The following is a 22,710-nucleotide window of genomic DNA, read 5'->3' as shown; positions in this document are numbered from 1 at the left end:
ATGGGGAGCAAAAGTTGGGGGTCACCAACCGCGCTCGGCGAGGCGGTGCGGCTCCGGGATCTCGTCGACGTTGATGCCGACCATCGCCTCACCCAGGCCGCGGGAGACCTTGGCGATGACGTCGGGGTCGTCGTGGAAGGTCGTCGCCTTGACGATCGCCTCGGCGCGCTGGGCCGGGTTGCCGGACTTGAAGATGCCGGACCCGACGAAGACGCCCTCGGCGCCGAGCTGCATCATCATGGCGGCGTCGGCCGGGGTCGCGATGCCGCCCGCGGTGAAGAGCACGACGGGGAGCTTGCCGGCCTGGGCGACCTCCTTGACGAGGTCGTATGGCGCCTGGAGCTCCTTGGCCGCGACGTAGAGCTCGTCCTCGGGGAGGTTCTGGAGGCGCTTGATCTCGGCGCGGATCTTGCGCATGTGCGTCGTGGCGTTGGAGACGTCACCGGTGCCGGCCTCACCCTTGGAACGGATCATCGCCGCGCCCTCGGTGATGCGGCGCAGGGCCTCGCCGAGGTTCGTCGCACCGCAGACGAAGGGCACGGTGAACTGCCACTTGTCGATGTGGTTGGCGTAGTCGGCCGGCGTGAGGACCTCGGACTCGTCGATGTAGTCGACGCCGAGGGACTGCAGGACCTGGGCCTCGACGAAGTGGCCGATGCGGGCCTTGGCCATGACGGGGATCGAGACCGCCTCGACGATGCCGTCGATCATGTCGGGGTCGGACATGCGCGACACGCCACCCTGTGCACGGATGTCGGCCGGGACCCGCTCGAGGGCCATGACGGCAACGGCGCCGGCGTCCTCGGCGATCTTGGCCTGCTCGGCGTTGACGACGTCCATGATGACGCCGCCCTTGAGCATTTCGGCCATGCCACGCTTCACGCGGGTCGTGCCCGTGTGGGTGCCCTGCGAGGCGGTCGTGGAGGCGGTGTCGGGGGTGGAGGTCTCACTCATGCGCGCAAGTGTAGGGCCGCGTCAGTCGACCACTGCAGGCGGAAGGCCATCGTCGAAGTCCACCGCCTGCGGCAGTGCTGCGTGCCCGGCCAGTCGGAACGCGCGCACAACCGCTTTCGCACGCACGCGTCGCACTTCGCGCACGGCGTCGTTGTGGAATCGGCGGGCCAGTTGGACACGCAGGGCACTGGCCTCGACGCGCGAAAGTCCCTGTGCCCCAGCGCTATCCACGTCACTGCGCAACTCGGCGACCGTCTCCTCCGTCAGCGCTGCACGCAACGCCTCCGTGAGGTTGGTCTCAGTCCCCTCGCGTCCGGCGAAGGTCTGTCCGTCGAGCGGGTCGTGGCTGAGCGGCTGATGCGTGTGCCGCTCCAGGGCCTCGCTCGCGGCATCGGCCAGCAACAGGGAACTCGCCGGGTCCACGTCGCCGCTCGTGGCCAGTTCGAGAGTCGCCTCGGCGCGGCGGACGAGCTGGGCGTCGAGAGCCGACACGGCACCCTCCACCTTGGCGTGGAGTCTGTCGAGGCGGGACGCGGAGTACGAGAGATACCAGGCGATCGCGAGCACGACGAGCGCGACGATCGTTGCGACCTGCAGGACGTCCATCAGGCTTCACCTCTCAGGGGCCAGCGCAGACGGCTGAGCAACCCGGCACGCAGGACCGGATCGACCGGCGAGTGGTCCGCGCCCTCGATGACGGTCTCGTAGACGGCCATCACGCGCCCGGCGACGACGTTCCAGTCGAACGAGCGGGCTCGCCTCAGACCGAGATCGCGCAGGCGCTGGCGCTCCTCGGGAGAGCCGATGAGATCGATGACGGTGACGGCCAGCGCACTGCTGTCCCCCACCGGGAAGGTTCGACCAGCGGGCCCGTCACCGAGCACTGCGATGAACGCCTCCAGATCGCTGGCGACCACGGGGGCACCCGCGGCCATCGCCTCGACCAGCACGATGCCGAAGCTCTCGCCACCCGTCTGCGGGGCGATGTAGACATCGGCCGACCGCAGCAGCGCCACCTTGTCGTCCTCGGACACCGCGCCGAGGAACTCCGTGGCGGAGCGCACCCGAGGGTCGAGCCTTGCCGAGATCTCGTCGATCTCGCCCGGACCGGCCACGATGAGTCGAGCACCGGGCAGGGCGTCGAGGATCGCGGGCATCGCCTCGAGCAGGACGGCCAGGCCCTTGCGCGGCTCGTCCAGGCGACCGAGGAACGCCAGCGTCGGCCGTTCAGGAGTCCCGGTCCACTGCGTCGCGGCACCGTCGGGCGCGAACCGTCGGGTGTCGACGCCGTTGGGGATGATGTAGGCATCGCCGCCGAGGTGGCGCACCACCGTGCGTCGGGCCTCCTCGGACACGGCGATCCGTGCGCGGATCTTCTCGGTCGAGGGCCGCAGCAGCGGGTTGGCGGCGTGCATGGCCCGCGACCTGAGGTTCGAGGTGTGGAACGTCGCGACGACCGGCTCGGACGAGGCCCACAGGGCCATGAGGGAGGCGCTGGGCGTCACCGGCTCGTGCAGGTGGAGGACGTCGAACTCACCCTCCTCGAGCCACCGGCTCACCCGCGAGGAGGTCACCGGGCCAAACGTGAGGCGGGCGACGGATCCGTTGTAGCGCACCGGAACGGCGCGTCCGCACGACGTGACGTATGCCGGTAGCTCGGCATCGTCGTCGTCCACCGGTGCGAGGACGGAGACCATGTGCCCCTGAGCGATGAAGTACTCGGCGAGGTCACGGATGTGGAACTGCACGCCTCCGGGGACGTCGAAGGCGTAGGGACAGACGAGGCCGATCCTCATCGGGCGCCGACTCTCGCAAGACGCTCGACGTCGAGGTCCTTGGTGAAGACCGGCTGGAGCATGTGCCAGTCGGCGGTGTGGGTCCGCACGGCCGAGCCGAGGGCGTCGGCGCAGGCCTGGGTCATCGCGCTGACCCTCTCGCGGGTCGTCCCCGATGGAGGCACGACGACCGGCTCGTGGAAGGTGATGACGATACCCCAACCGCCCCCTTCACGCTGCTCGTGCCGGATCGAGACCGGGAAGAGTGGACGACGTTCGGCGAGGGCCAGCGCAGCAGGCCCGGCGGCCATTCGTGCGGGTTCACCACAGAACTCCACCTCGACGCCGTCGCGCGACAGATCGCGGTCGGACAGCAGCGGGATGAGGCCGCGACGACGGGCCGCCTGACGCAGCAAGGGAAAGGGAGCCGGACCACCCGTCAGGGGATGGATCGTCATCCCGAGACCCGTGCGGAACGCGAGGAACTCCTCGAAGACCTCCTCGGGCTTGAGCCGCTCGGCGACCGTGGTCACCGGCCCGAGATGCACGGCGCCCCAGGCCCCGGCAAGGTCCCAGTTGCCCATGTGCCCGAGGAAGCAGACGAGCGAACCGTCGGCATCGAGAACCTCCCGCACGGGACCGTCCCCCTCGACCCGCACACGCGCAGCGAGCTCGTCAGGTGTGAGCACCGGCAGCCGGAAGGCCTCGCAGTAGTAGCGCATGTAGGCCCGCATGCCCTCTCGCACCAACGCATCCAACTCCGCGTCGTCGAGCTCGGGTCGCACCGTCGCATAGTTCGCTCGCAGGCGCGCACCACCCCCGCGGGCAACGGTGAGGTCCGCGATCCGGTCGAAGAACGCGTACGCGGCGCGCTCCGGCATACGCCGGATGACGGTCCAGCCGATCCGGAAGCCGGCCACCGTCACGGTGTCGGTGGCGCGGCGGACCAGGCCAGCGGGGACGGTGCTCACGCGACGTCGAGGGCCTGTCGGCGCACCTCGAGCATGCGCTGTACGACCGTGATCAGGCTGGCCAGGGCCAACAGCGCCAGCACGATCGTGAGGAAGAACTCCGGGAGGAACCAGCCAACCAACCCCGTGGTCACGAGCACCGCGACCAGCCGCTCGGCTCGTTCCGCAATACCCACGTTGGCGGTCATCCCGAGGCCCTCGGCACGAGCCTTGGCATAGGACACGACCATTCCGAGGATGAGGCAGGCAAGGGCCAACGCCGCCATGACACCCGGCCGGACGCCGAAGGCACTGTCCGAGCGGAGGTTGTGTCCGCCGGCATAGAACAGGACGAGCCCGCCGAACACCGACGCGTCGGCCACGCGGTCGAGGGTCGAGTCGAGATAGGCCCCCCACACGCTCGAGCGCTCCATCCGGCGCGCCATGATCCCGTCCACGGTGTCCGAGAAGACGAAGGCCGTGATGACGAGCGTGCCGATGAGGAACTCACCGCGCGGATAGAAGATCAGGGCACCGAGGCTCACACCAAGGGTGCCGACGACCGTCACGACGTCAGGGCTCACCCCGAGGCGCAGCAGCAGGGAGGCCATTGGGGTGAAGAGCTTGGTGAAGAACGGGCGCGCGTACTTGTTGAGCATGGTGCGGTCAGCCTAGTGGGCCGGGCTCAGGCTTCCGGCCACGCGTCGACGAGACGGCGCCGCGCGTCCTCGAGAAGGACCGGCAGTGCCTTGGTCTGGCCGACGACCGGGAGGAAGTTCATGTCCCCGCCCCACCGTGGGACGACGTGCTGGTGCAGGTGCGCGGCGACCCCTGCCCCGGCCACCTCCCCCTGGTTCATCCCGATGTTGTAGCCCTGCGGCCCGGACGACTCCCCCAGAGCCGCGATCGCCGCCTTCGTCAGCGCAGTGAACTCCAGCGTCTCCTCGTCCGTGAGGTCGACGTAGAGCGAGACGTGGCGGTAGGGGCAGATGAGGACGTGCCCGGGGTTGTAGGGGAAGAGGTTCATGACGACGTAGCAGTGCTCCCCCCGGTGGACGATGAGCCCCTCCTCGTCGTCACGACCGGGTGCCGCGCAGAACGGGCAGCCGTCGCCGGCCTCCTTGGTCGGCCGCTCCCCCGTGACGTAGGCCAGACGGTGCGGCGTCCACAGCCGGTCGAACCCGTCCGGAACCCCCGCGAAGTCCTCGGCGTCAGTCGTCGGAACCTCATCCATGAGCACGATCCTAGACACCGCTCCAGGCCCCCAAGCCGAAGGGCGGGACACCGGCCCCTGCCCGGCGTCCCGCCCCTTCACCTACTGAGACGCCGCTCGGCGCCAAAAGGTTGCTTCGGGAACCGAAAAACTTTCCCGGACCGGACGGCATACGAAGAAACGACGTTCGTATGCCGTCCGCTCACCTTCCGATCAGAGCGCGGCTTCCAGCGCCAGCGCCTCGCGGATCGCGGCCGCGCGCTGGTCCGGGTCACCTGCCTCACCGTCACCGTTCCAGTCGACGGCGTCGACGGCGATGAGGCTCCGCCCGTCGCGGATGACGGCCGAGAAACTACCCCCGTTGTCGAAGAGTGCGTGGGTTGCGGGGTCCTGGCCGGGCCAGTCGACACGGTTCGGGACGCCGAAGAAGGCACAGTGCCCGGTGTTCTCGATGACGTCGGTGAACGCCTGACGCGAGTCGCGCCAGGTCGAGATCACGGCGTCGTAGGTGAGGTTGGGCGTCGCGTTGTCGCCGTCCCAGTAGCTGCCGACCCAGCGCGACCTCGCCCACGAGGCGTCCGGGTTGTTGTCGGGGTCGCAGGCCTGAGGCCCGAGAACGGTGGGTCCCTGGGGTGCGTTGTAGAGCTCCATGCTGAGCGGCACTCCCCCCATGGTCTGAGGCAGCACGGATCGGGCCGGCTTGGCCGAGGCCGGGCCGACCCCCAGAATCGACGCGGCCAGAGCCGCGGCGCCGACAACGGCAGCGAGTCGAGTGGTGCGATTGAACATCGTGGATCCTCTCGGTGGTGAGAGGCGGATACCCCCTGTGGCCCCGCCCCCTCACTGCACCCAGACGAGGTGGCCCGGGTGAAAGGTTGCGTCGCCTCTCGGAAAAGATTCCGGCTCAGGTGTTCGGTGCGTGCCATTCCATGAACTCGGCCGTGGCGGCCGTGAAACCCGCTCGCTCGTACAGGGAGCGCGCCTCCGGTGCGGCGTTGAGCTGCATGCGTGTGACGGCGTGGGCGCGGCCCCATTCCTTGAGGGTGGCGAGCAACCGTGCGCCCAGCCCTGCTCCGCGGGCATCGGGCGTCACGAAGAGCAGCGAGACGTGCAGCCATCGCGAGTCCGGACGTCGGGAGCTGGGCAGCTTGGTCACGACGGCTGCGGTGACCATCCCGATGGGTCGCCCGTCCGTGGCCTCGGCGATGAAGGTCACCCGGTGCCGGTCGGCCAACCAGGCGTCGGCGTAGCGGTCGAGGAAACCCGACTCGATCGTGGCCCCGGTCTCCCGGTCGTCCTGCATGGTCAGGGCCGCGATCGCGAACGCGTCACGTGGCTCGGCGAGCCGGATGACGGCGCTCACGTTCGCGGGCTCCTGGTCATGGCTGTTGCCTTCCGGCTCAGACCTGCGCGCGGGTCTCGATGGCGGTGAGGACCTCGGCGATGGCGTCCTCGATCGCGACGCCGTTCTTCTGCGACCCGTCGCGGTAGCGGAAGGACACCGCGTTGTTGCTGCGGTCCTCCTCGCCGGCGATGAGCGTGAAGGGCACCTTGGACTTGCTCGCGTTGCGGATCTTCTTCGGGAAGCGGTCGTCGCTCTCGTCGAGCTCGACGCGGATGCCCTTGGCCTTCATCTGCGACAGGACGTCCCAGAGGTAGTCGTTGTATTCGTCCGCGACCGGGACACCGAGGACCTGAACCGGGCTGAGCCACACCGGGAAGGCGCCGGCGTAGTGCTCGACGAGGACGCCGAAGAAGCGCTCGATCGAGCCGAACTTCGCCGAGTGGATCATCACCGGCTCCTGGCGGGAGCCGTCCGCGGCCTGGAACTCGAGACCGAAGCGGTGCGGCTGGTTGAAGTCGTACTGGATCGTCGACATCTGCCAGGTGCGGCCGATGGCGTCGCGGGCCTGGACCGAGATCTTCGGGCCGTAGAACGCGGCCCCGCCCGGGTCGGCGACGAGCTCGAGGCCGGACTCGGTGGCGACCTTCTCGAGAACCTCGGTCGCGATCTTCCACTGCTCTTCGCTGCCGATGAACTTGTCCTTCTTCTCCCCGGTCTCGTCGCGGGTCGACAGCTCGAGGTAGAAGTCGTCGAGGCCGAAGTCGCGCAGGAGCGAGAGCACGAAGTCGAGAAGGTGCTTGATCTCGCCCGGGGCCTGCTCGGGGGTGACGTAGGAGTGCGAGTCGTCCTGGGTCAGGCCGCGCACGCGGGTGAGGCCGTGCACGACACCCGACTTCTCGTAGCGGTAGACCGACCCGAACTCGAAGAAGCGCAGCGGCAGCTCGCGGTAGGACCGGCCACGTGACTTGAAGATGAGGTTGTGCATCGGGCAGTTCATCGCCTTGAGCTGGTACTTCGCGCCCTCGAGCTCCATCGGCGGGAACATCGTGTCGGCGTAGTACGGCAGGTGGCCCGAGGTGTGGAAGAGCCCGTCCTTGGTGATGTGCGGGGTCCCGACGTAGTCGAAACCCTCCTCGATGTGGCGGGCGCGGACGTAGTCCTCCATCTCGCGCTTGATGACGCCACCCTTGGGGTGGAAGACGGGCAGGCCGGAGCCGAGCTCGTCGGGGAAACTGAACAGGTCGAGCTCGGCACCGAGCTTGCGGTGGTCGCGGCGCTCGGCCTCGGCGAGGCGGTCAAGATAGGCGCGCAGGCCTTCCTTGTCCGGCCAGGCGGTGCCGTAGATGCGCTGCAGCTGCGGGTTCTTCTCGGAGCCGCGCCAGTAGGCGGCGGCGCTGCGCATCACCTTGAAGGCGTTGCCGAGGACCTTGGTGGTCGGCACGTGCGGACCGCGGCAGAGGTCGCCCCACGCGCGGGTGCCGTCACGGCGGACGTTGTCGTAGATCGTCAGCTGGGCGCCGCCCACCTCGACGTCCGCTCCCTCGGCCATGTTGTTCAGGTCCCCAGCGGCGCTGCCCCCTTTGAGCCCGATGAGCTCGCACTTGTAGGGCTCGTCCTTGAGCTCGACGAGCGCGTCCTCGTCGGAGATCTCGCGGCGGACGAAGGTCTGCCCCTCGTTGACGATCTTCTGCATGGCCTTCTCGAGGGCCTTGAGGTCGTCCGGGGTGAACGGCTCCTCGACGTCGAAGTCGTAGTAGAAGCCGTCGCGCACGGGCGGGCCGATGCCGAGCTTGGCGTCGGGGTTGACCTGTTGCACGGCCTGGGCGAGGACGTGGGCAGCGCTGTGCCGCAACACATCCAGCCCGTCCTGCTCCTGCGCGGTCACCGGCTCGACGACGTCGCCGTCGGCGAGGACGTGCGCGAGGTCGCGCAGCTCACCGTTGACCCGGGCGACCAGGACGTCGCGCTGGCCGTCGAACAGCTCACCCGCCGTCGTCTCCAGACCGACCGATCGCTCGTCTCCGGCGACGTGAACGGTGATCTGCGATGACACGGGCTTCTCCTGGGGGGTGACCAAAAGCGGAAGGTATGCCGGATGCGGACGTCCCGACCCGGCATACCGATGCTATCCGCCGGAAAATGCGGGGCGCGACGGAGTTCGCCTGTGGGACCTTCGATCCATGGACCTGCAGATCGCTACCCTCGCGGAGCGCCCGGACCTCGCCCACCTGCTCCGCGATTTCGACGACCCGTGGCCGGAATTCATGAAGTGGGACCCGGTCGGTGATCTCTACTACTCACGCGTGTCGACGACCTACCCGGAGTGGACGTTGCTCGCCTGGGACGCGGCCGATCCGACTCGGCTCGTGGCCAAGTCGCACTCCATCCCGTTCGCCATGGGTGAGGAGCTCGGTCGGACCGAGCTGCCCGAGGACGGCTGGGACGGCATCATCCTCTGGTCCTTCCTCGACGAGGTCGCCGGCCGAGAACCCACGCACGCCTCCGCGCTGGAGGTCGCGATCCGGCCGGACCTCCAGGGCACCGGACTGGCCTCGGTGATGCTGGAAGCCAAGCGGCGCAACGCCATTCGCCTCGGGGTGTCCGACCTCTATGCGCCAGTCCGGCCCAACGGCAAGCATCACGAACCGCACACACCGATGACGGAGTACGCGTGCCGGACGCGCGACGACGGCCTGCCGGTCGACCCATGGCTGCGACTGCACGTACGGGTTGGCGGCACGATCGAGGGCGTGTGCCCGCGGGCCATGACGATCTCGGGGACGCTCGCGGAGTGGCGTGGGTGGACCGGCCTCCCCTTCGACGAGTCCGGCGACGTCGAGGTGCCGCTCGCCCTCAATCCGGTGCACGTGAGCGTCGAGCACGACCACGCGGTCTACGTCGAGCCGGGTGTTTGGGTCCGTCACCGCCTCTGAGCGACGTAGGTTGGCCGGCATGTCCACGCTCCCCTTCGGCTCCTGGCCCTCTCCCCTGTCCGCGTCCGACCTCACCGCCGCGACCCGGCGTCTCGATGAGGTTCGGGTGGACGGTCCCGACACCTACTGGATCGAGGGACGACCCTGGGAGAACGGACGCGAGGTCCTCGTCCGGCACAGCGGAGCGACCGGTGAGGTCGAGGACGTGGTCGGCGCCGGGGTCAACGTCCGTTCCCGGGTTCACGAGTACGGCGGTGGACCGTATGCCGTCCGCGACGGTGTCGTCGTCGTCACGACGGTGCCGGACCTGCGCGTCGACGTCGTCGAGTCCGACGGTGGGCTGCGGGCGATCACGCCGGAAGGTGGGTTCCGCTACGGCGGTCTCGTCCTCGGCGACGGCTTCGCGCTGGCCGTGCGTGAGGACCACTCTGCTGGTGGCGAGCCGGTCAACACGCTCGTCCAGCTCCGGCTCGACGGTGACAACGCCGACGGTGGTCGGGTCCTGTGGGAGGGCACCGACTTCGTGTCGCGTCCCGCCCTGAGCGACGACGGGTCGCAGGTGGCCGTCGTGACGTGGGACCACCCCAACATGCCGTGGGACACGACGACCCTGCGCCGCGCTGCCCTGACGAACGAGGGTCCGCTCGAGTGGACCGTCGTCGCTGGCCATGACGAGGTCTCCGTGGGTCAGCCTCGCTTCGCCCCCGACGGGTCCCTGTGGTTCTCCTCCGACGAGTCGGGATGGTGGAACCTCAAGCGGGACAACGGTTCTGGCGTCGTGTCGGTGCACTCCGTCGAGGCCGACCTGATGATGCCGCAGTGGGGTCTGGGCATGTCTGACTTCGCCTTCGTCGACGACTCACGCCTGCTGGTTCACTGGTGGGCCGACGAGGTCGGGCACCTCGGCGTGCTCGACGCCGGATCGGGCGCGATCACCCAGCTCGACCTCGCTGGCGTCCAGTTCGACCAGCTCCAGGCCGCCGACGGTGACATCGTCGTTCGCATGGGCACCCTCGACGAGCTGCCCGTGATCGTGCGCGGCCCGGCCGGCGGAACGCTCACGACGATTCGGCGCAGCAGCGACGAGGGTCTCGACCCGGCATACGCGAGCACGGCGCAGCCGTGGACCTGGACCAACAGCGCGGGGCTGCCGGCACACGGAGTCTTCCTCCCGCCGACCAACCCCGACGCGTCCGGGCCCGAGGGTGAGCTGCCGCCGCTGCTGATCTTCGTCCACGGAGGCCCGACCTCACGGACCGAGGCCGGGCTCCAACTCGCCCGGGCATTCTGGACGACGCGCGGCTTCGCGGTGCTCGACGTCAACTACTCGGGAAGCACCGGGTACGGGCGCGAATACCGCAACCGTCTGCGCGGCCAGTGGGGCGTCGTCGACAACGACGACATCATCACGGGCGCCCGGTCGCTGGCTGCCGCTGGACTCGTCGACGGCGTGCGGCTCGCCATCCGCGGTGGCAGTGCCGGTGGGTATGCCGTCCTGCGGGCTCTCACAACGAGCGACGCCTTCGCGGCGGGGACGAGCTACTTCGGGGTGGCCGACCTCGAAGGGCTCGCGACGGACACGCACAAGTTCGAGTCGCGCTACCTCGACCAGGTCGTGGGGCCGTACCCCGATGCCAAGGACGTCTATGTCGAGCGCTCCCCCATCCATCACCTCGACTCGGTGCACGCAGCGGTGCTGCTGCTTCAGGGCGGGGAGGACAAGGTCGTCCTCCCGAACCAGGCCGAGGCGATGGCTGCGGGCATGCGGGCCGCTGGACAGGACGTCGACCTCGTCATCTATCCGGACGAGGGGCATGGGTTCCGCGCGGCGTCGGCGATCGAGGACTCACTGACACGCGAACTCGCGTTCTACGGACGGGTCCTCGGCTTCACCCCCGCCTGAGTCCGACCGACCTCAGGGCCCTTGTGGGTCAGTCGCTGTAGAGGCGACGCAGGGCAGTGCGGTCGGCGTCGGTGACGCCGATCGCGCTGCGAGGAGAGCCGGTCACCTCGTACATGAGGCGGGCCGGGTCGGTGCTGTGGTGCAGGCCGAGGCAGTGGCCGATCTCGTGGGCCAGGACCGCGTCGGTGACGTGCTCGTGGTTGACGAGAATGGCGCAGTGGGTGATGCGGTCACCGTCGAGGGTGGGCGGAAAGGCCTTGCCACCGACCGTCGAACCCGTCCCGGTGTCCCACCCCGTCACTCCTCGAACGACGTCGATGTCGGGGTCCGCCGCGGCATAGCGGATCTCGAACGGCGCGTCCCACTGTTGAGCGACCGCGACGGCCTGCTTGTCGTCGATCGTGACGACGGGTTGCTGCCAGGTCGCGTTGTCGGCGACGCGCTCCCGCTGCCCAACCCAGAACAGCGCACCTCCGCTCGCCAGCAGGGCGCCAGCGACGAAGGCACCGACAGCCTGAACGCGCCTCACACCAGCCACCCTAGACAGACGAGAGGAGAAGGATCTCAGCCTGACCTGATGTCAGGCGGAGATCCTTCTCCTCTCGACGGGGTGGGCTCGGGTCAGCGAGCCGTCTCGAGGGTGAGGGCGAGGTGCTCGACCTCGGGCTTGCGCGTGGAGCGCAGCCCCGCGATGACCAGCGCCTGGTTGCGATCCACGACGAAGTCGACCTTGCTCGGCAGGAGCACCGGCTTCTTGAACCACACGTTCGACGTGCTCGGCCCGTTGACGTGGCGGCCGAGCGCTCCGAGGACACGCGCGTACGTCCACATGCCGTGGGCGATCGCCTTGGGGAAGCCCATCGCCTTGGCCGTGAGCGGGTGCATGTGGATCGGGTTGACGTCACCCGAGATCGCGGCGTACTGACGACCGAGATCGCCCGGCAATGACCACTGCGCGGCGGCGATGCCCTGCGGCACCGCCGGCGGCTCAGCCCCGCGCTCGGCGTCGGGGTTGCCCTTGCCGCGCGCGAGATAGGTCGAGCGGCCGCTCCACACTGACTCGCCCTCGACCGTGACCTCGGTGACGAGGTCGACCTGGCGGCCCTTGGCGTGGTCACGCAGGCCCTCGGCGTGGATCGCCACGTCGAGGACGTCGTCGGCGGTGAGCAGACGTCGAACGGTGATGGTGTTCTCGACGTGCACGAGCCCGGCGAGGGGCAGCGGGAACGACGAGCGCGCCATGAGCTCGGCCTGCAGCGGGAAGCCCAGGATGTGCGGATAGGTGTGCGGCAGAACGTCATCGACGCCGAATCCGCACAGCCGCTGATAGCTCATGAGGTGGTCGCGGTCGACCTTGTGCCCCGTGAGGACCAGCTCGCTCGCGGGGAGCGAGGTCCCGGACTTCTTGCCCGCGACCGCAGCCCGCACGAACACCTTGGCCAGAGACGGTGCCTGGCTGAAGGTCTCCTGCTGCGACATCAGGCCCCCATGAGCATCTGGCCGCAGACGCGCACGACGTTGCCCGTGACGCCACGGTTCGCGTCCCAGGCGAAGAAGCCGATGGTCTCGGCGACGTCGACAGGCTGGCCGCCCTGGGACAGGGAGTTCATGAGACGGCCGACCTCACGCGTCGCGAACGGCACCTTGGCGGTCATCTCGGTCTCGATGAAGCCGGGCGCAACCGCGTTGACGGTGATGCCCTTCTTGACGACCGTCTTGTCCGCCGCGAGTGACTGAGTCATGCCGATGACACCAGCCTTGGACGCAGCGTAGTTCGTCTGGCCACGGTTGCCCGCGATGCCGGCGATCGAGGAGACGTTGACGATGTGCCCGCCGTCGTTGATCGCGGGGATGAGCGCCTCGTTCATCCGCAGGATCGACAGGAGATTGACCTGGAGGACGGAGTCCCACCGGTCGGCCTCAGTGTTGGCGAGCAGCTTGTCGCGGGTGATGCCGGCGTTGTGCACGACGATGTCGAAGCCGCCGTGACGGGCCTTCGCGTGCTCGACGATCTTGGCGCCGGCGTCCTCCGCGGTGACGTCGAGCTGGAGCGCCGTGCCACCGAGGCGGTTGGCCACCTCGGCGAGCGGGCCGCCGGCCTGCGGGACGTCGACGGCGATGATCGTCGCGCCGTCGCGGGCCAGGGTGTCGGCGATCGCCGCACCAATGCCGCGGACGGCACCCGTGACGACGGCGACCTTGCCGGCGAGCGGCAGGTCCCAGTCGGCGGGGGCAGCGATGTCGGCGACCGGCTTGGCGACGTGGAAGACCTGGGCCGAGACATAGGCCGACCGACCCGAAAGGAGGAAGCGCACCGTCGCGTCGACACCTGCGTCGGCGCCCTCGGCGACGAGAACCGTGTTGGCGGTGCCGCCGCCACGCATCTCCTTGCCGATCGAACGCACGATGCCCTCGACGGCGCGGCGAGCGGCAGCCTGTGCCACCGAGGTGGCCGACTCGGGCGGGCGACCGATGACGATGACGCGCCCGGTCGGGGCGAGCGTCTTCAGGGCCGGGCCGACGACGCCGCGCAGCGTCTCGAGGTCGGCCGGGGTCTCGATCGCCGTGAGGTCGAGCACGACACCGGCGACCGAGGTCGACGGCGAGGTCGCGACCTTGACGCCCGCCTCGGAGAGGAGGTGCCGGACGCGCTCGGCGACGGGAGCGTCACCGTGGCCCGCGACGAGGACCTCACCCGGGACCAGCGACGCGCCCAGCTTGTGGCGGCGCAGCTTCGTGGGACGCGGCAGGCCGAGAGTCGTGGCGAGCTGCTTGCCGACGCCGCCACTGACGAACTGTCCGTAGTTGAACGCCATGGATCAGGCTCCTTCGAGGATCGCGACGACGCCCTGGCCACCAGCGGCGCAGATCGAGATGAGGCCGCGGCTGCCCGGGCCCTTCTCGTGCAGCATCTTGGCGAGGGAGGCGACGATGCGGCCGCCGGTGGCCGCGAACGGGTGGCCGGCCGCGAGCGACGAGCCGTTGACGTTGAGCTTGGAGCGGTCGATCGAACCGAGGGGCTTCTCGAGGCCGAGACGCTGGGTGCAGAACTCCTCGTCCTCCCACGCCTTCATCGTCGACAGGACCGTGGAGGCGAAGGCCTCGTGGATCTCGTAGTAGTCGAAGTCCTGCAGCGAGAGGCCCTGACGCGCGAGAAGGCGCGGCACGGCATACGCGGGAGCCATGAGCAGGCCCTCGTCACCGTGGACGTAGTCCACAGCGGCAACCTCACCGTCGACGAAGTACGCCTGGACGGGGATGTTGTGGGCGGCGGCCCACTCCTCACTGCCGAGGAGGACGGCGGACGCGCCGTCGGTCAGCGGGGTCGAGTTGCCGGCCGTCATCGTCGCGCCCTCGCCCTTGCCGAAGACCGGCTTGAGCTTGGCAAGCTTCTCGACGGTCGAGTCGGGACGCAGGTTCTGGTCCTTGGCGAGTCCGAGGTAGGACGTCATGAGGTCGTCGAAGAAGCCGCGGTCGTAGGCCGCGGCGAGGTTCTGGTGGCTCAGCGCCGCCAGCTCGTCCTGGGCCTCGCGGGTGATGCCCCACTTCTTGGCCGTGATCGCCATGTGCTCACCCATGGACAGGCCGGTGCGCGGCTCGGTGTTGGCCGGCGTCTCGACGCCGAAGTCGCCGGGACGGATCTCCAGCGCGACCTTGGCCATGTCGACCGTCGACTTGGCTCGGTTGATCTTGAGCAGCTTCTGACGCAGCTTCTCGGTCACCATGATCGGGGCGTCGGACGCGGTGTCGACGCCACCGGCGATTCCGGACTCGATCTGGCCGAGCTTGATCTTGTTGGAGACGAGGATCGCGTTCTCGAGGCCCGTGCCACAGGCCTGCTGGACGTCGAACGCCGTGGTCTCGGGCGCAAGGCTCGAGCCGAGGACGGCCTCGCGGGTGAGGTTGAAGTCGCGGCTGTGCTTGATGACAGCACCGCCGACGACCTCTCCGAGGCGCTCGCCGGCCAGGCCGTAGCGGGCGACGAGGCCTTCCAGGGCCGCCGTGAACATGTCCTGGTTCGAGGCCTTCGCGTACGGGCCGAACTGCCGGGCGAAGGGGATGCGGTTGCCGCCGAGGATGGCGGCGCGGCGGGGACTTGCAGTGGTCACCGGAAGCTCCTGTGGTCGGTGGTGAAGGGATCGCGTGGGACGCGACACATATCCGGTACTGACGGTAGCAGGTACCTGTCTTCACCTGCTACGGTCCGACCTTGTGACCAGCACCACGAGCACGCCGAGCACCCCGAACGACGAGGACACCGTCGTCGACGGGCGGAGCAGCCGATGGGCCGAGCACCGGGCGCAGCGGCGCAAGGAGCTCGTCGAGGCAACCCTGCGCGCCATCCGTGACCAGGGCGCCGGCGTGGGCATCGACGGCATCGCCTCGGGCGCGGGCACGTCGAAGACGGTCTTCTACCGGCACTTCACCGACCGCGCCGGGCTCTACTCGGCCGTGGCGGAGCGGGTCAACCAGATCATCCTGCGCAACATCACCAAGGCCGTCGGAGGCGACTTCGTCGCGTTCACGGGTGGGCAGAGCGAGACGTCCGCACACCCTCGTGTCCTCCTCGCCGCGGCAGTCGACGCCTACCTCTCGCTCGTCGAGGACGACCCCGAGGTCTATCGGTTCATCGTCGCCGCGCCGCTCGTGCCTCCGTCCGAGCGCACCGAGACGCTCGACCTCGCGTCCTCGGTGAGCCAGGTCGTGGCCGTCCGCATCGGGACGGTCATCGCAGTGGCCTTGGAGGCTCGTGGCCGTGACACCGCTCCCGCTGCCACGTGGGGGCACGCGGTCGTCGGCATGGTCCGCGCCGCCGGGGACGAATGGCTCCGCGCGGGAGCGGCCGCCTCGGGCACGCCGCGTGAGACCCTCAAGGAGCACCTCACCGAACTCATCTGGGGCGGCCTGTCGTCGGCCTGGCCGACAGCGGACGCCACACCCGACAAGGAGTGACCGTGACCGACCTCGCCCCTGACCTCACCCGAATTCTCGATGGTCGCTGGGGCGAGGTGCGACAGCGGCTGCGCACCGAGGGCGACCCGCTGCGCTACGCGCCCCCGCCGAAGCCGCTGTCGATGGAGGAGCACCGGGCGTACACCAAGCGCCAGCTGCTCGCCCTCACCTCGGAGCCCTTCGCCCCGGACGGATTGACTCGAGGCATGGGTGGCACCGGGAACTTCGGGGCGTCGGTGACCGCGTTCGAGATGCTCGGCCACGGGGATCTGTCGCTCCTCGTCAAGGCCGGGGTGCAGTTCGGACTCTTCGGCGGAGCGGTCGCCAACCTGGGCACGGGACGTCACCACACGGCATACCTGCCCGGCATGCTGGACGGAACGCTCCTGGGCTGCTTCGCGATGACGGAGACCGGGCACGGTTCCGACGTCCAACACCTCGAGACGACCGCGACGCACGACCCCACCAGCGACGAGATCGTCATCCACTCCCCCACGCCCGGCGCCCAGAAGAACTACATCGGCAACGCGGCGCGCGATGGACGGATGGCGGCCGTGTTTGCCCAACTCGTCACCGCCGATGGCGAGAGCCACGGCGTGCATTGCGTCCTCGTCCCCATCCGTGACGAGGGCGGCCAGCCGATGCCCGGCGTGACGATCGGCGACTGCGGCGCCAAGGGCGGGCTGCCCGGTGTCGACAACGGAACCCTGGAGTTCGACTCCGTCCGGGTCCCCCGGTGGAACCTCCTCAATCGCTACGGCGACATCGCCGCCGACGGCACCTACACCTCGCCAATCGACAATTCGTCCCGCCGCTTCTTCACGATGCTCGGAACCCTCGTCCGCGGTCGCGTCTCGGTGGCCGGCGGCGCGGGGGCGGCGACCCGGTCCGCGCTGACGCTGGCGACCCGATACGCCCTGCACAGAAGGCAATTCAGCTCTCCCGGGGGCGAGGAGGAGTTGACGATCCTCAGCTACCGCGCCCACCAACGCAAGCTTCTGCCGGCCATCGCCAAGAGCTATGCCCTCCTGCTCGCCCAGAACGACCTCGTCGAGATGATGCACGAGGTCGCCGACTTCGAGGGCAACGCCCCAGAGGAGCGGCAGCGCGAACTGGAGGCGCGCGCGGCCGGACTCAAGGCGATCGGCACGCGCCATGCCACCGACACGATCCAGATGTGCCGCGAGGCGTGCGGCGGCGCCGGCTACATGGCCGCGAACCGGCTCACCGCACTCAAGGCGGACACCGACGTCTTCACGACGTTCGAGGGTGACAACACGGTCCTGCTGCAGCTCGTCGCGAAGGGCCTGCTCACGGAGTTCCAGGAGACCTTCGAGGACAACTCGCCGCTCGCGATGATCGCCTTCGCCTCGCGCTTCACGGCGTCGTCGATCCTCGAGAAGACCCCTGCCGCGGGCCTCCTCGCCAAGCTCCGGTCGCGCGCCCCGAGCACCGACGACGATGAATCCGAGCGCAACCGCGGACGCCAGCTCTCGCTCTTCCTCGACCGCGAACGGCACCTGCTCGAGGGCGTCGCACTGCGTCTCTCTAAGGCCGCCAAGGCCGAACCAGCCGACGCGTTCCGGGTCTTCAACAACGCCCAGGACCACATGCTGACGGCCGCCGAGGCCCACATCGAGCGGGTGCTCCTCGAGGGCATGTGCGCCGCCGTCGAGGCCTGCGAGGAGGGTCCGGTCCAGGAGCTCCTCGACGACGTCACCGATCTCTTCGCCCTCTCGACTATCGAGCGCCACCGCGGCTGGTACCTCGAGCACGGTCGCCTCACCCCCACTGGTTCCAAGGCTGTCATCCGCAGCGTGGGGGTCCTCTGCAAGGACCTCGCACCTCACGCTCGCACCCTCGTCGACGCCTTCGCCATCCCCGACGCCTGGCTCGGCGCCCCCGGCCTCCTCGAACCGCTCCCCGACACGTTCCCGGAGTCATGACCGGCCACCCGGACACTCCCGATGTCCCGCCCACCCGGTGGTCGCTGGCCGAACCCGGGACGCATGGCTACAGCTCGCGCTTCGCCGAACTCGTCGCCCAGGGAGAGGACGTTGACGGCGAGGCGCGTCTCGCGGACGCGCTGACCCAGCGAGGCGCGACCATTCTCGACGCCGGTGCCGGCATGGGCCGCGTGACAGCAGGGCTGCGCGCCCGCGGCCACACGGTCACCGGCATCGAGCCCGACCGCTCCCTGGTCGCCCAGGCCGAGGCCACCTATCCCGGGCTCGGACTGCTCCCCCTCGACATCCTCGAGACGACGCCCGAGGTGCTGGAGGCACACGGCCGCCCCACGGCATACGCGCTCGTCGTTGCCGTCGGCAACGTCTTCATCCTCCTTGCCGAGGGCACCGAGCAACGCGCGCTCAGGACCCTGCGCGACCTCCTCGCGCCGGGTGGCCGGATGCTCATCGGCTTCCACCTGAGCGCTGGCCCGGCAGGTAGCCGGACCTATGCGCCCGAGGAGTTCGTCGCGGACGCGACCGCCGCCGGCCTCACCGTGGACCTGCGCGCCGGCAGTTATGAACTCCATCCGGCGAACGAGGAGTATGCCGTGTGGCTGCTCAGCCGGGACGACTCACCTTCCTGAGGGGTCGGGTCAGCCGGCCGGCGGTGGCTGGCCGATACTCGCGCGCATCTCGTCCGACGCGTCCCAGTCGTTGGCCTGCATCGCGGCGACGACGCGGTCGTCCTTGACCCACCACGCGCGGAACGGGCCCGAGAAGTCGCCACGGGTGATGACCCGGTCGTAGCCGTCCGGGCCGGTGTGCCCGAAGTACTCCATCCCGAGGTCGTACTGGTCGGTGAAGAAGTAGGGCAGCTTGTCGTAGGGCTCGGCGGCACCGACGATCGTCGCTGCCGCGGCCTTGCCCTGGCCAATCGCGTTGTCCCAGTGCTCAACTCGCACGCGACGTCCCAGCACGGGATGCGCCTCGTTCGCGATGTCACCGATGGCCACGACGTGCGGGTCGGAGGTCCGCAGGAGTTCGTCGACGAGAACCCCGTTGTCGACATCGAGTCCGGCAGCCGCAGCGAGGTCGGTGCGCGGGGCGGCGCCAATGCCCACCACGACGAGGTCCGCGTCGGCGAGGTCCTCGGCCGTGACCGCGACGCCCAGGCGGAGGTCCACGCCGTGGTCCCGGTGCAGGTCGGCGAAATGCTGGGCGACTTCGGGGCCGAGCACGGCGAGTAACGGCAGCTCGGCGCTCTCGTGGACCGTGACCTCGGCGCCCGCAGCGCGCGCCGCTGAGGCCACTTCGAGCCCGATCCATCCTGCACCGATGATCGCCACCTTCGTGCCCGGGCCGAGCGCCTCCTTGAGGGCGAGCGAGTCCTCGATGGTGCGGAGGTAGTGGACCGGCCGACCTGCCTCGTCCGCCAGGCGCAAGGGGCGCGGTTCGGAGCCCGTCGCGAGCACGAGCCAGTCGTAGGACTCCTCCCCCGCGTTCGTCACGACCCGGCGACCCCCGAGGTCGATGGACTGCACCTCGACACCAGTGCGCACGTCCACGTCGTGCTCGGTCCACCATGCGGCGTCATGGACGGTCGCGGTGCCGGCCTCCTTGGCGCCGAGCAGCACGCTCTTGCTCAGCGGGGGCCGCTCATAGGGCAGGTGCTCCTCGACGCCGAGGATCACGATCTCGCCCTCGAACCCACGGTCGCGCAGGGCCTCCGCGGCAGTTGCTCCGGCCAGACCTCCACCGACGATGACGACGCGTCCGGTCATGCCACTCTCCTCTCAGGACTTCCACCAGGGCCGCAACGGCACCTGGGGCAAACGGGACTCGTCCAGTCGCAGGGCGAGGACCTGGTGCAACTGGACGACGTTGCGCTCGAAGCCGCGCCGAGATCCGGCGAGGTAGAGCCCCCAGACCTTGGCGGTGGCCTCGCCGACCTCGGCCACGCACGCGTCCCAGTTCTCGACGAGGTTGGCGTTCCACCCGGTCAGGGTCAGGGCGTAGTGCTCACGCAGGTTCTCCTCGTGCAACACCTCGAAACCCGTGTCCTGCATCGTCGTGATGATGCGTCCGGACCCGGTCAGCTCGCCGTCCGGGAAGATGTAGCGGTCGATGAACGCGCCCGTGCTCCGCGGGCGGTTGTCGGGGCGAGTGATGCAGTGGTTGAGGACCTTCCCACCCTCCTTGACGTGGTCGAGCATCCACTGGAAGTACGCGGGGTAGTTGCGTACCCCGATGTGCTCGGTGATGCCGATCGACGAGATGGCGTCGAACCCGGTCTCGGTGACATTGCGATAGTCGTCGAAGCGCACCGATGCAAGGTCACTCAGGCCCTCGCGCTCGATGGCCGCCTGCGCCCACTCGGCCTGCTCCTGCGACAGCGTGACTCCCGTGGCACGGACACCCTGCCGAGCGGCATACCGGACCATCCCGCCCCAACCACAACCGATGTCGAGGAGGGTGTCACTGGCGGTGAGACCGAGTTTGTCGAAGACGAGGCGGTACTTGTTCTCCTGCGCCTCATCGAGATGCGCGTCCCGTTGCGGGAACACCGCACAGGTGTAGGCCATCGAGGGACCGAGCACGAGTTCGTAGAAGCGGTTGGAGACGTCGTAGTGGTGGTGGATCGCCTCGCTGTCTCGCTTGAACGAGTGGCGGAGCCCTTCCGTCACGCGGCGCCAGCGAGGCAGAGCCTCCTGCGGCGGCGGCGGGGGCGGAGTCAGGCCGCGCAGCCCGAGAACCCGTGCCAGATCAAGGACCAACTTCGGGTCGGGTCGGCGGAAGTGCAGTTCCTCGAGATCGACCAGCGCGTCATAGGGGTCCCCCGGGTGCACACCCTCCACGACGAGATCGCCGGTCGTGTAGGCCCGGGCCATGCCCAGATCACCCGGCGCCGTCGCGATGTAGGACACCGCGCGGTGATTGGCGATGTGGAGCGCGCGCGGAGCGCTGTCGGGGCCCGTCTTGGAACCGTCGTATGCCGTGATTCGCAGGGGCAGTGGACGGTCCACCGCCGCATCGACGAGTTCCGCAATCGTCGGCGTTTCGCGGGTCGTGCTGGTCATGCGTTTCGCACCGCCTTGTCGTAGAGATCGGGGAAGCGTCCGTTCGGGTCGTGCGCCGCCTTGAGCGGGGCGTACTCGTCGCCGCCGTAGAGCGCGTCGAAGTCCTCACGGGAGTAGAAGGAGTCGGAGTAGAGCGATTTGTGGCCGTCGAGCTGGCCGACCTTGCGCTCGATGGCGCGGTTCGTGGCGCCCGGCTCGTTGCCGTGCTGGTTGCCCGGGACTGTGGACCAGAAGCCGACGTTGACGTACATCCGGTCCGGCTCGAGTGGGTAGAGCCCCCACCGGGTTTCACCGCGAAGACGCAACGGGCACAACCAGATTGGCTCGATGGGCACGTCGTCGAGGAACCATTCGACGAACTCGGCCGTGCGGTCCAGCGGCAGCTCGACGTCCTGGACGACGCGCTCTCGCGGCGGGTTGCCCTTGCGCGCCTCGACGCGGTCGGAGTAGCCGATGCGGTGGTCAACGGCGACGAGCTTCCAGTAGACGCTCGATCGCCGCCATCGCCTCGGCCACAGTCGGCGGACCCGCGGGTTCTGCGCCCCAAAAGCTCGCGAACACCAGAACCAGTCGGTGTCCCAGCGCCACAGGTAGTCGTGCGTCGTGAGGAGGTCACGCTTCGGCGCGGGGCCGTCGTGCTGGATCGACCGGTAGAAGATCTGCTGCCCCGTGTAATCGCTCGGGGAGCGCGGCCCACCAGCCGGCGGCTCGTCGACCTGACGCCCGAGGGTGAGGTAGGCCTCGTCGCGCGTGAACACCACCCCGTCGATGTAGTCCACCGGCTCGCCATCGTGCTCGCGCTGCGTCGTCACGGCGTCGATGGCGGCGCACAGGGCATCGACGCCATCGAAGCGGACGTGACGCAGCGCGACGTAGCGCTTCACCGGTTCGAGCTCGATGCGCAGCCGCGTGGCGTAGCCGAGCGACCCGTAGGAATTGGGGAAGCCGTGGAAGAGGTCGGCATGCTCGTTGTCGCGGGTGGCCGTCACGATCTCGCCATTGCCCGTGAGGATGTCCATCTCGATGACGGACTCGTGCGGCAGGCCGTTGCGGAACGACGACGACTCGATACCGAGCCCGGTCACCGCGCCTCCGAGGGTGATCGTCCGTAGTTGCGGCACGACGAGCGGCGCGAGCCCATGCGGCAGGGTCGCCGCGACGAGGTTCTCGTAGGTGCACATTCCGTCGACGTCAGCCGTACGCGCGCCGGCATCGACGACGCGCACACCGCTGAGCCCACTCGTGTCCAGGCCCGGCGTCGAGGTCTTCTGCCGCTGCCGGAAGAGGTTGGAGGTGCGCTTGGCCAGCCGAACGCGCTCGGTGCTCGGGATCGCGGCGAAGCTGTCGAGCAGCCGCCGCTCCCCCTCGGTACGGATCGCCGACGGGAGGGTTTGCTCCATGTGACGCACGTTACGCCTGTGGTGCGACACCCGTCGCGGGGGTTCTTCAAGGGTGGACAAGCGGCGCGTATGCCGTCCGCCCCCGATCCGCTTCCTCTCGCCTTCGCGAGCAGTCGCTCGGACGGGTACGACGAAGGCCCGGACACGACATGCGTGACCGGGCCTTCCAGAGGGTGGACGTGAAGGGACTCGAACCCCTGACCTCTCGCGTGTGAGGCGAGCGCTCTAACCAGCTGAGCTACACGTCCGGCTCCTGCT

General features: G+C 69.1%; 21 protein-coding genes and 1 tRNA gene. 5 read left to right on the top strand and 17 right to left on the bottom strand.

The annotated features are described in order from the left end of the window. Nucleotides 1-21: 21 nt before the first annotated feature. From pdxS to thrS, 9 genes are all read right to left on the bottom strand, one after another. Complete coding sequence (pdxS, locus tag N803_RS04550; protein WP_035902985.1) at nucleotides 22-954, bottom strand: pyridoxal 5'-phosphate synthase lyase subunit PdxS; 933 nt, start codon at nucleotides 952-954, stop codon at nucleotides 22-24. Between the two features lie 21 nt (nucleotides 955-975). Beyond that, the gene (locus tag N803_RS04545) at nucleotides 976-1,560 is read right to left on the bottom strand and encodes a hypothetical protein (RefSeq protein WP_035902984.1); all 585 of its coding nucleotides are present in this window, start codon (nucleotides 1,558-1,560) and stop codon (nucleotides 976-978) included. After that, nucleotides 1,560-2,750, bottom strand: coding sequence for a glycosyltransferase family 4 protein (locus N803_RS04540; protein ID WP_035902982.1), 1,191 nt, complete (start codon nucleotides 2,748-2,750; stop codon nucleotides 1,560-1,562). The genes N803_RS04545 and N803_RS04540 overlap by 1 nt, the downstream gene beginning before the upstream one ends. Then, nucleotides 2,747-3,700 (bottom strand): phosphatidylinositol mannoside acyltransferase, encoded by a 954-nt coding sequence (locus tag N803_RS04535; RefSeq protein ID WP_245617008.1) that lies wholly within the window; start codon nucleotides 3,698-3,700, stop codon nucleotides 2,747-2,749. Before N803_RS04535 ends, N803_RS04540 begins: the two co-directional genes overlap by 4 nt. After that, nucleotides 3,697-4,338 (bottom strand): phosphatidylinositol phosphate synthase, encoded by a 642-nt coding sequence (gene pgsA, locus N803_RS04530; protein WP_035902981.1) that lies wholly within the window; start codon nucleotides 4,336-4,338, stop codon nucleotides 3,697-3,699. Before pgsA ends, N803_RS04535 begins: the two co-directional genes overlap by 4 nt. Nucleotides 4,339-4,364: 26 nt before the next feature. Continuing rightward, on the bottom strand, nucleotides 4,365-4,913 hold the full coding sequence (locus N803_RS04525; protein ID WP_035902978.1) for an HIT family protein: 549 nt from the start codon (nucleotides 4,911-4,913) through the stop codon (nucleotides 4,365-4,367). 192 nt (nucleotides 4,914-5,105) lie between these two features. Then, nucleotides 5,106-5,681 carry a hypothetical protein gene (locus tag N803_RS04520; protein ID WP_035902977.1) on the bottom strand — a complete coding sequence of 192 codons (576 nt, stop codon included), beginning with the start codon at nucleotides 5,679-5,681 and terminating at the stop codon, nucleotides 5,106-5,108. Nucleotides 5,682-5,796: 115 nt separating this feature from the next. Further along, nucleotides 5,797-6,255 carry a GNAT family N-acetyltransferase gene (locus tag N803_RS04515; protein WP_035902976.1) on the bottom strand — a complete coding sequence of 153 codons (459 nt, stop codon included), beginning with the start codon at nucleotides 6,253-6,255 and terminating at the stop codon, nucleotides 5,797-5,799. Between the two features lie 37 nt (nucleotides 6,256-6,292). Beyond that, nucleotides 6,293-8,290, bottom strand: a complete 1,998-nt coding sequence (thrS, locus tag N803_RS04510; protein WP_035902975.1) for a threonine--tRNA ligase — start codon at nucleotides 8,288-8,290, stop codon at nucleotides 6,293-6,295. A 127-nt stretch (nucleotides 8,291-8,417) separates the two neighbouring features. On the opposite strand from thrS, the gene N803_RS04505 reads away from it, so the two are divergent. Further along, a complete protein-coding gene (locus tag N803_RS04505) occupies nucleotides 8,418-9,170 on the top strand; it encodes a hypothetical protein (RefSeq protein ID WP_035902974.1) in 753 nt (250 codons plus the stop codon). A 19-nt stretch (nucleotides 9,171-9,189) separates the two neighbouring features. Continuing rightward, a complete protein-coding gene (locus N803_RS04500; protein WP_035902972.1) occupies nucleotides 9,190-11,073 on the top strand; it encodes an alpha/beta hydrolase family protein in 1,884 nt (627 codons plus the stop codon). 28 nt (nucleotides 11,074-11,101) lie between these two features. Here N803_RS04500 and N803_RS04495 read toward each other — a convergent pair whose 3' ends face one another. From N803_RS04495 to N803_RS04480, 4 genes are all read right to left on the bottom strand, one after another. Then, the gene (locus N803_RS04495; RefSeq protein WP_035902971.1) at nucleotides 11,102-11,602 is read right to left on the bottom strand and encodes a matrixin family metalloprotease; all 501 of its coding nucleotides are present in this window, start codon (nucleotides 11,600-11,602) and stop codon (nucleotides 11,102-11,104) included. A gap of 92 nt (nucleotides 11,603-11,694) precedes the next feature. Next, the gene (locus tag N803_RS04490) at nucleotides 11,695-12,552 is read right to left on the bottom strand and encodes a MaoC/PaaZ C-terminal domain-containing protein (protein WP_035902970.1); all 858 of its coding nucleotides are present in this window, start codon (nucleotides 12,550-12,552) and stop codon (nucleotides 11,695-11,697) included. Further along, a complete protein-coding gene (locus tag N803_RS04485) occupies nucleotides 12,552-13,889 on the bottom strand; it encodes a 3-oxoacyl-ACP reductase (RefSeq protein WP_035902969.1) in 1,338 nt (445 codons plus the stop codon). Before N803_RS04485 ends, N803_RS04490 begins: the two co-directional genes overlap by 1 nt. Before the next feature lie 3 nt (nucleotides 13,890-13,892). Next, nucleotides 13,893-15,182 (bottom strand): acetyl-CoA C-acetyltransferase, encoded by a 1,290-nt coding sequence (locus tag N803_RS04480; RefSeq protein WP_035902968.1) that lies wholly within the window; start codon nucleotides 15,180-15,182, stop codon nucleotides 13,893-13,895. Between the two features lie 103 nt (nucleotides 15,183-15,285). Between N803_RS04480 and N803_RS04475 the strand changes: the two genes are divergently transcribed. Genes N803_RS04475 through N803_RS04465 form a run of 3 tightly spaced genes read left to right on the top strand, consistent with a single transcriptional unit; the run spans nucleotide 15,286 to nucleotide 18,619 of the window. Continuing rightward, nucleotides 15,286-16,026, top strand: coding sequence for a TetR family transcriptional regulator (locus tag N803_RS04475; protein ID WP_035902967.1), 741 nt, complete (start codon nucleotides 15,286-15,288; stop codon nucleotides 16,024-16,026). Between the two features lie 2 nt (nucleotides 16,027-16,028). Further along, nucleotides 16,029-17,972, top strand: coding sequence for an acyl-CoA dehydrogenase family protein (locus tag N803_RS04470; RefSeq protein ID WP_035902965.1), 1,944 nt, complete (start codon nucleotides 16,029-16,031; stop codon nucleotides 17,970-17,972). Next, the gene (locus N803_RS04465) at nucleotides 17,969-18,619 is read left to right on the top strand and encodes a class I SAM-dependent methyltransferase (RefSeq protein WP_052111774.1); all 651 of its coding nucleotides are present in this window, start codon (nucleotides 17,969-17,971) and stop codon (nucleotides 18,617-18,619) included. The genes N803_RS04470 and N803_RS04465 overlap by 4 nt, the downstream gene beginning before the upstream one ends. Before the next feature lie 9 nt (nucleotides 18,620-18,628). Here the strand turns inward: N803_RS04465 and N803_RS04460 are convergent, their stop codons facing one another. The 4 genes from N803_RS04460 to N803_RS04445 all read right to left on the bottom strand — a co-directional run bounded on the left by N803_RS04460 (nucleotide 18,629) and on the right by N803_RS04445 (nucleotide 22,700). Next, the gene (locus N803_RS04460) at nucleotides 18,629-19,756 is read right to left on the bottom strand and encodes an NAD(P)/FAD-dependent oxidoreductase (protein WP_035902964.1); all 1,128 of its coding nucleotides are present in this window, start codon (nucleotides 19,754-19,756) and stop codon (nucleotides 18,629-18,631) included. Nucleotides 19,757-19,768: 12 nt separating this feature from the next. Continuing rightward, nucleotides 19,769-21,052, bottom strand: a complete 1,284-nt coding sequence (locus N803_RS04455; protein ID WP_035902963.1) for an SAM-dependent methyltransferase — start codon at nucleotides 21,050-21,052, stop codon at nucleotides 19,769-19,771. Next, complete coding sequence (locus N803_RS04450; RefSeq protein WP_035902961.1) at nucleotides 21,049-22,452, bottom strand: FAD-binding oxidoreductase; 1,404 nt, start codon at nucleotides 22,450-22,452, stop codon at nucleotides 21,049-21,051. Before N803_RS04450 ends, N803_RS04455 begins: the two co-directional genes overlap by 4 nt. A 174-nt stretch (nucleotides 22,453-22,626) precedes the next feature. Further along, a tRNA-Val gene (locus tag N803_RS04445) sits at nucleotides 22,627-22,700 on the bottom strand. Nucleotides 22,701-22,710: the final 10 nt, after the last annotated feature.

The sequence above is a fragment of the Knoellia subterranea KCTC 19937 genome (assembly GCF_000768685.1).
Classification (GTDB): Bacteria; Actinomycetota; Actinomycetes; order Actinomycetales; family Dermatophilaceae; genus Knoellia; species Knoellia subterranea.
The sequence above is the reverse complement of the archived record's forward strand: the minus strand, read 5'-3'. Positions and strand labels throughout refer to the sequence as shown.

What these genes read in the sequence shown, in the direction of transcription:
- pdxS (WP_035902985.1), bottom strand. Translation starts at nt 954, where the DNA reads ATGAGTGAGACCTCCACCCCCGACACCGCCTCCACGACCGCCTCGCAG.
- N803_RS04545 (WP_035902984.1), bottom strand. Translation starts at nt 1,560, where the DNA reads ATGGACGTCCTGCAGGTCGCAACGATCGTCGCGCTCGTCGTGCTCGCG.
- N803_RS04540 (WP_035902982.1), bottom strand. Translation starts at nt 2,750, where the DNA reads ATGAGGATCGGCCTCGTCTGTCCCTACGCCTTCGACGTCCCCGGAGGC.
- pgsA (WP_035902981.1), bottom strand. Translation starts at nt 4,338, where the DNA reads ATGCTCAACAAGTACGCGCGCCCGTTCTTCACCAAGCTCTTCACCCCA.
- N803_RS04525 (WP_035902978.1), bottom strand. Translation starts at nt 4,913, where the DNA reads ATGGATGAGGTTCCGACGACTGACGCCGAGGACTTCGCGGGGGTTCCG.
- N803_RS04520 (WP_035902977.1), bottom strand. Translation starts at nt 5,681, where the DNA reads ATGTTCAATCGCACCACTCGACTCGCTGCCGTTGTCGGCGCCGCGGCT.
- N803_RS04505 (WP_035902974.1), top strand. Translation starts at nt 8,418, where the DNA reads ATGGACCTGCAGATCGCTACCCTCGCGGAGCGCCCGGACCTCGCCCAC.
- N803_RS04500 (WP_035902972.1), top strand. Translation starts at nt 9,190, where the DNA reads ATGTCCACGCTCCCCTTCGGCTCCTGGCCCTCTCCCCTGTCCGCGTCC.
- N803_RS04490 (WP_035902970.1), bottom strand. Translation starts at nt 12,552, where the DNA reads ATGTCGCAGCAGGAGACCTTCAGCCAGGCACCGTCTCTGGCCAAGGTG.
- N803_RS04485 (WP_035902969.1), bottom strand. Translation starts at nt 13,889, where the DNA reads ATGGCGTTCAACTACGGACAGTTCGTCAGTGGCGGCGTCGGCAAGCAG.
- N803_RS04465 (WP_052111774.1), top strand. Translation starts at nt 17,969, where the DNA reads ATGACCGGCCACCCGGACACTCCCGATGTCCCGCCCACCCGGTGGTCG.
- N803_RS04460 (WP_035902964.1), bottom strand. Translation starts at nt 19,756, where the DNA reads ATGACCGGACGCGTCGTCATCGTCGGTGGAGGTCTGGCCGGAGCAACT.
- N803_RS04455 (WP_035902963.1), bottom strand. Translation starts at nt 21,052, where the DNA reads ATGACCAGCACGACCCGCGAAACGCCGACGATTGCGGAACTCGTCGAT.
- N803_RS04450 (WP_035902961.1), bottom strand. Translation starts at nt 22,452, where the DNA reads ATGGAGCAAACCCTCCCGTCGGCGATCCGTACCGAGGGGGAGCGGCGG.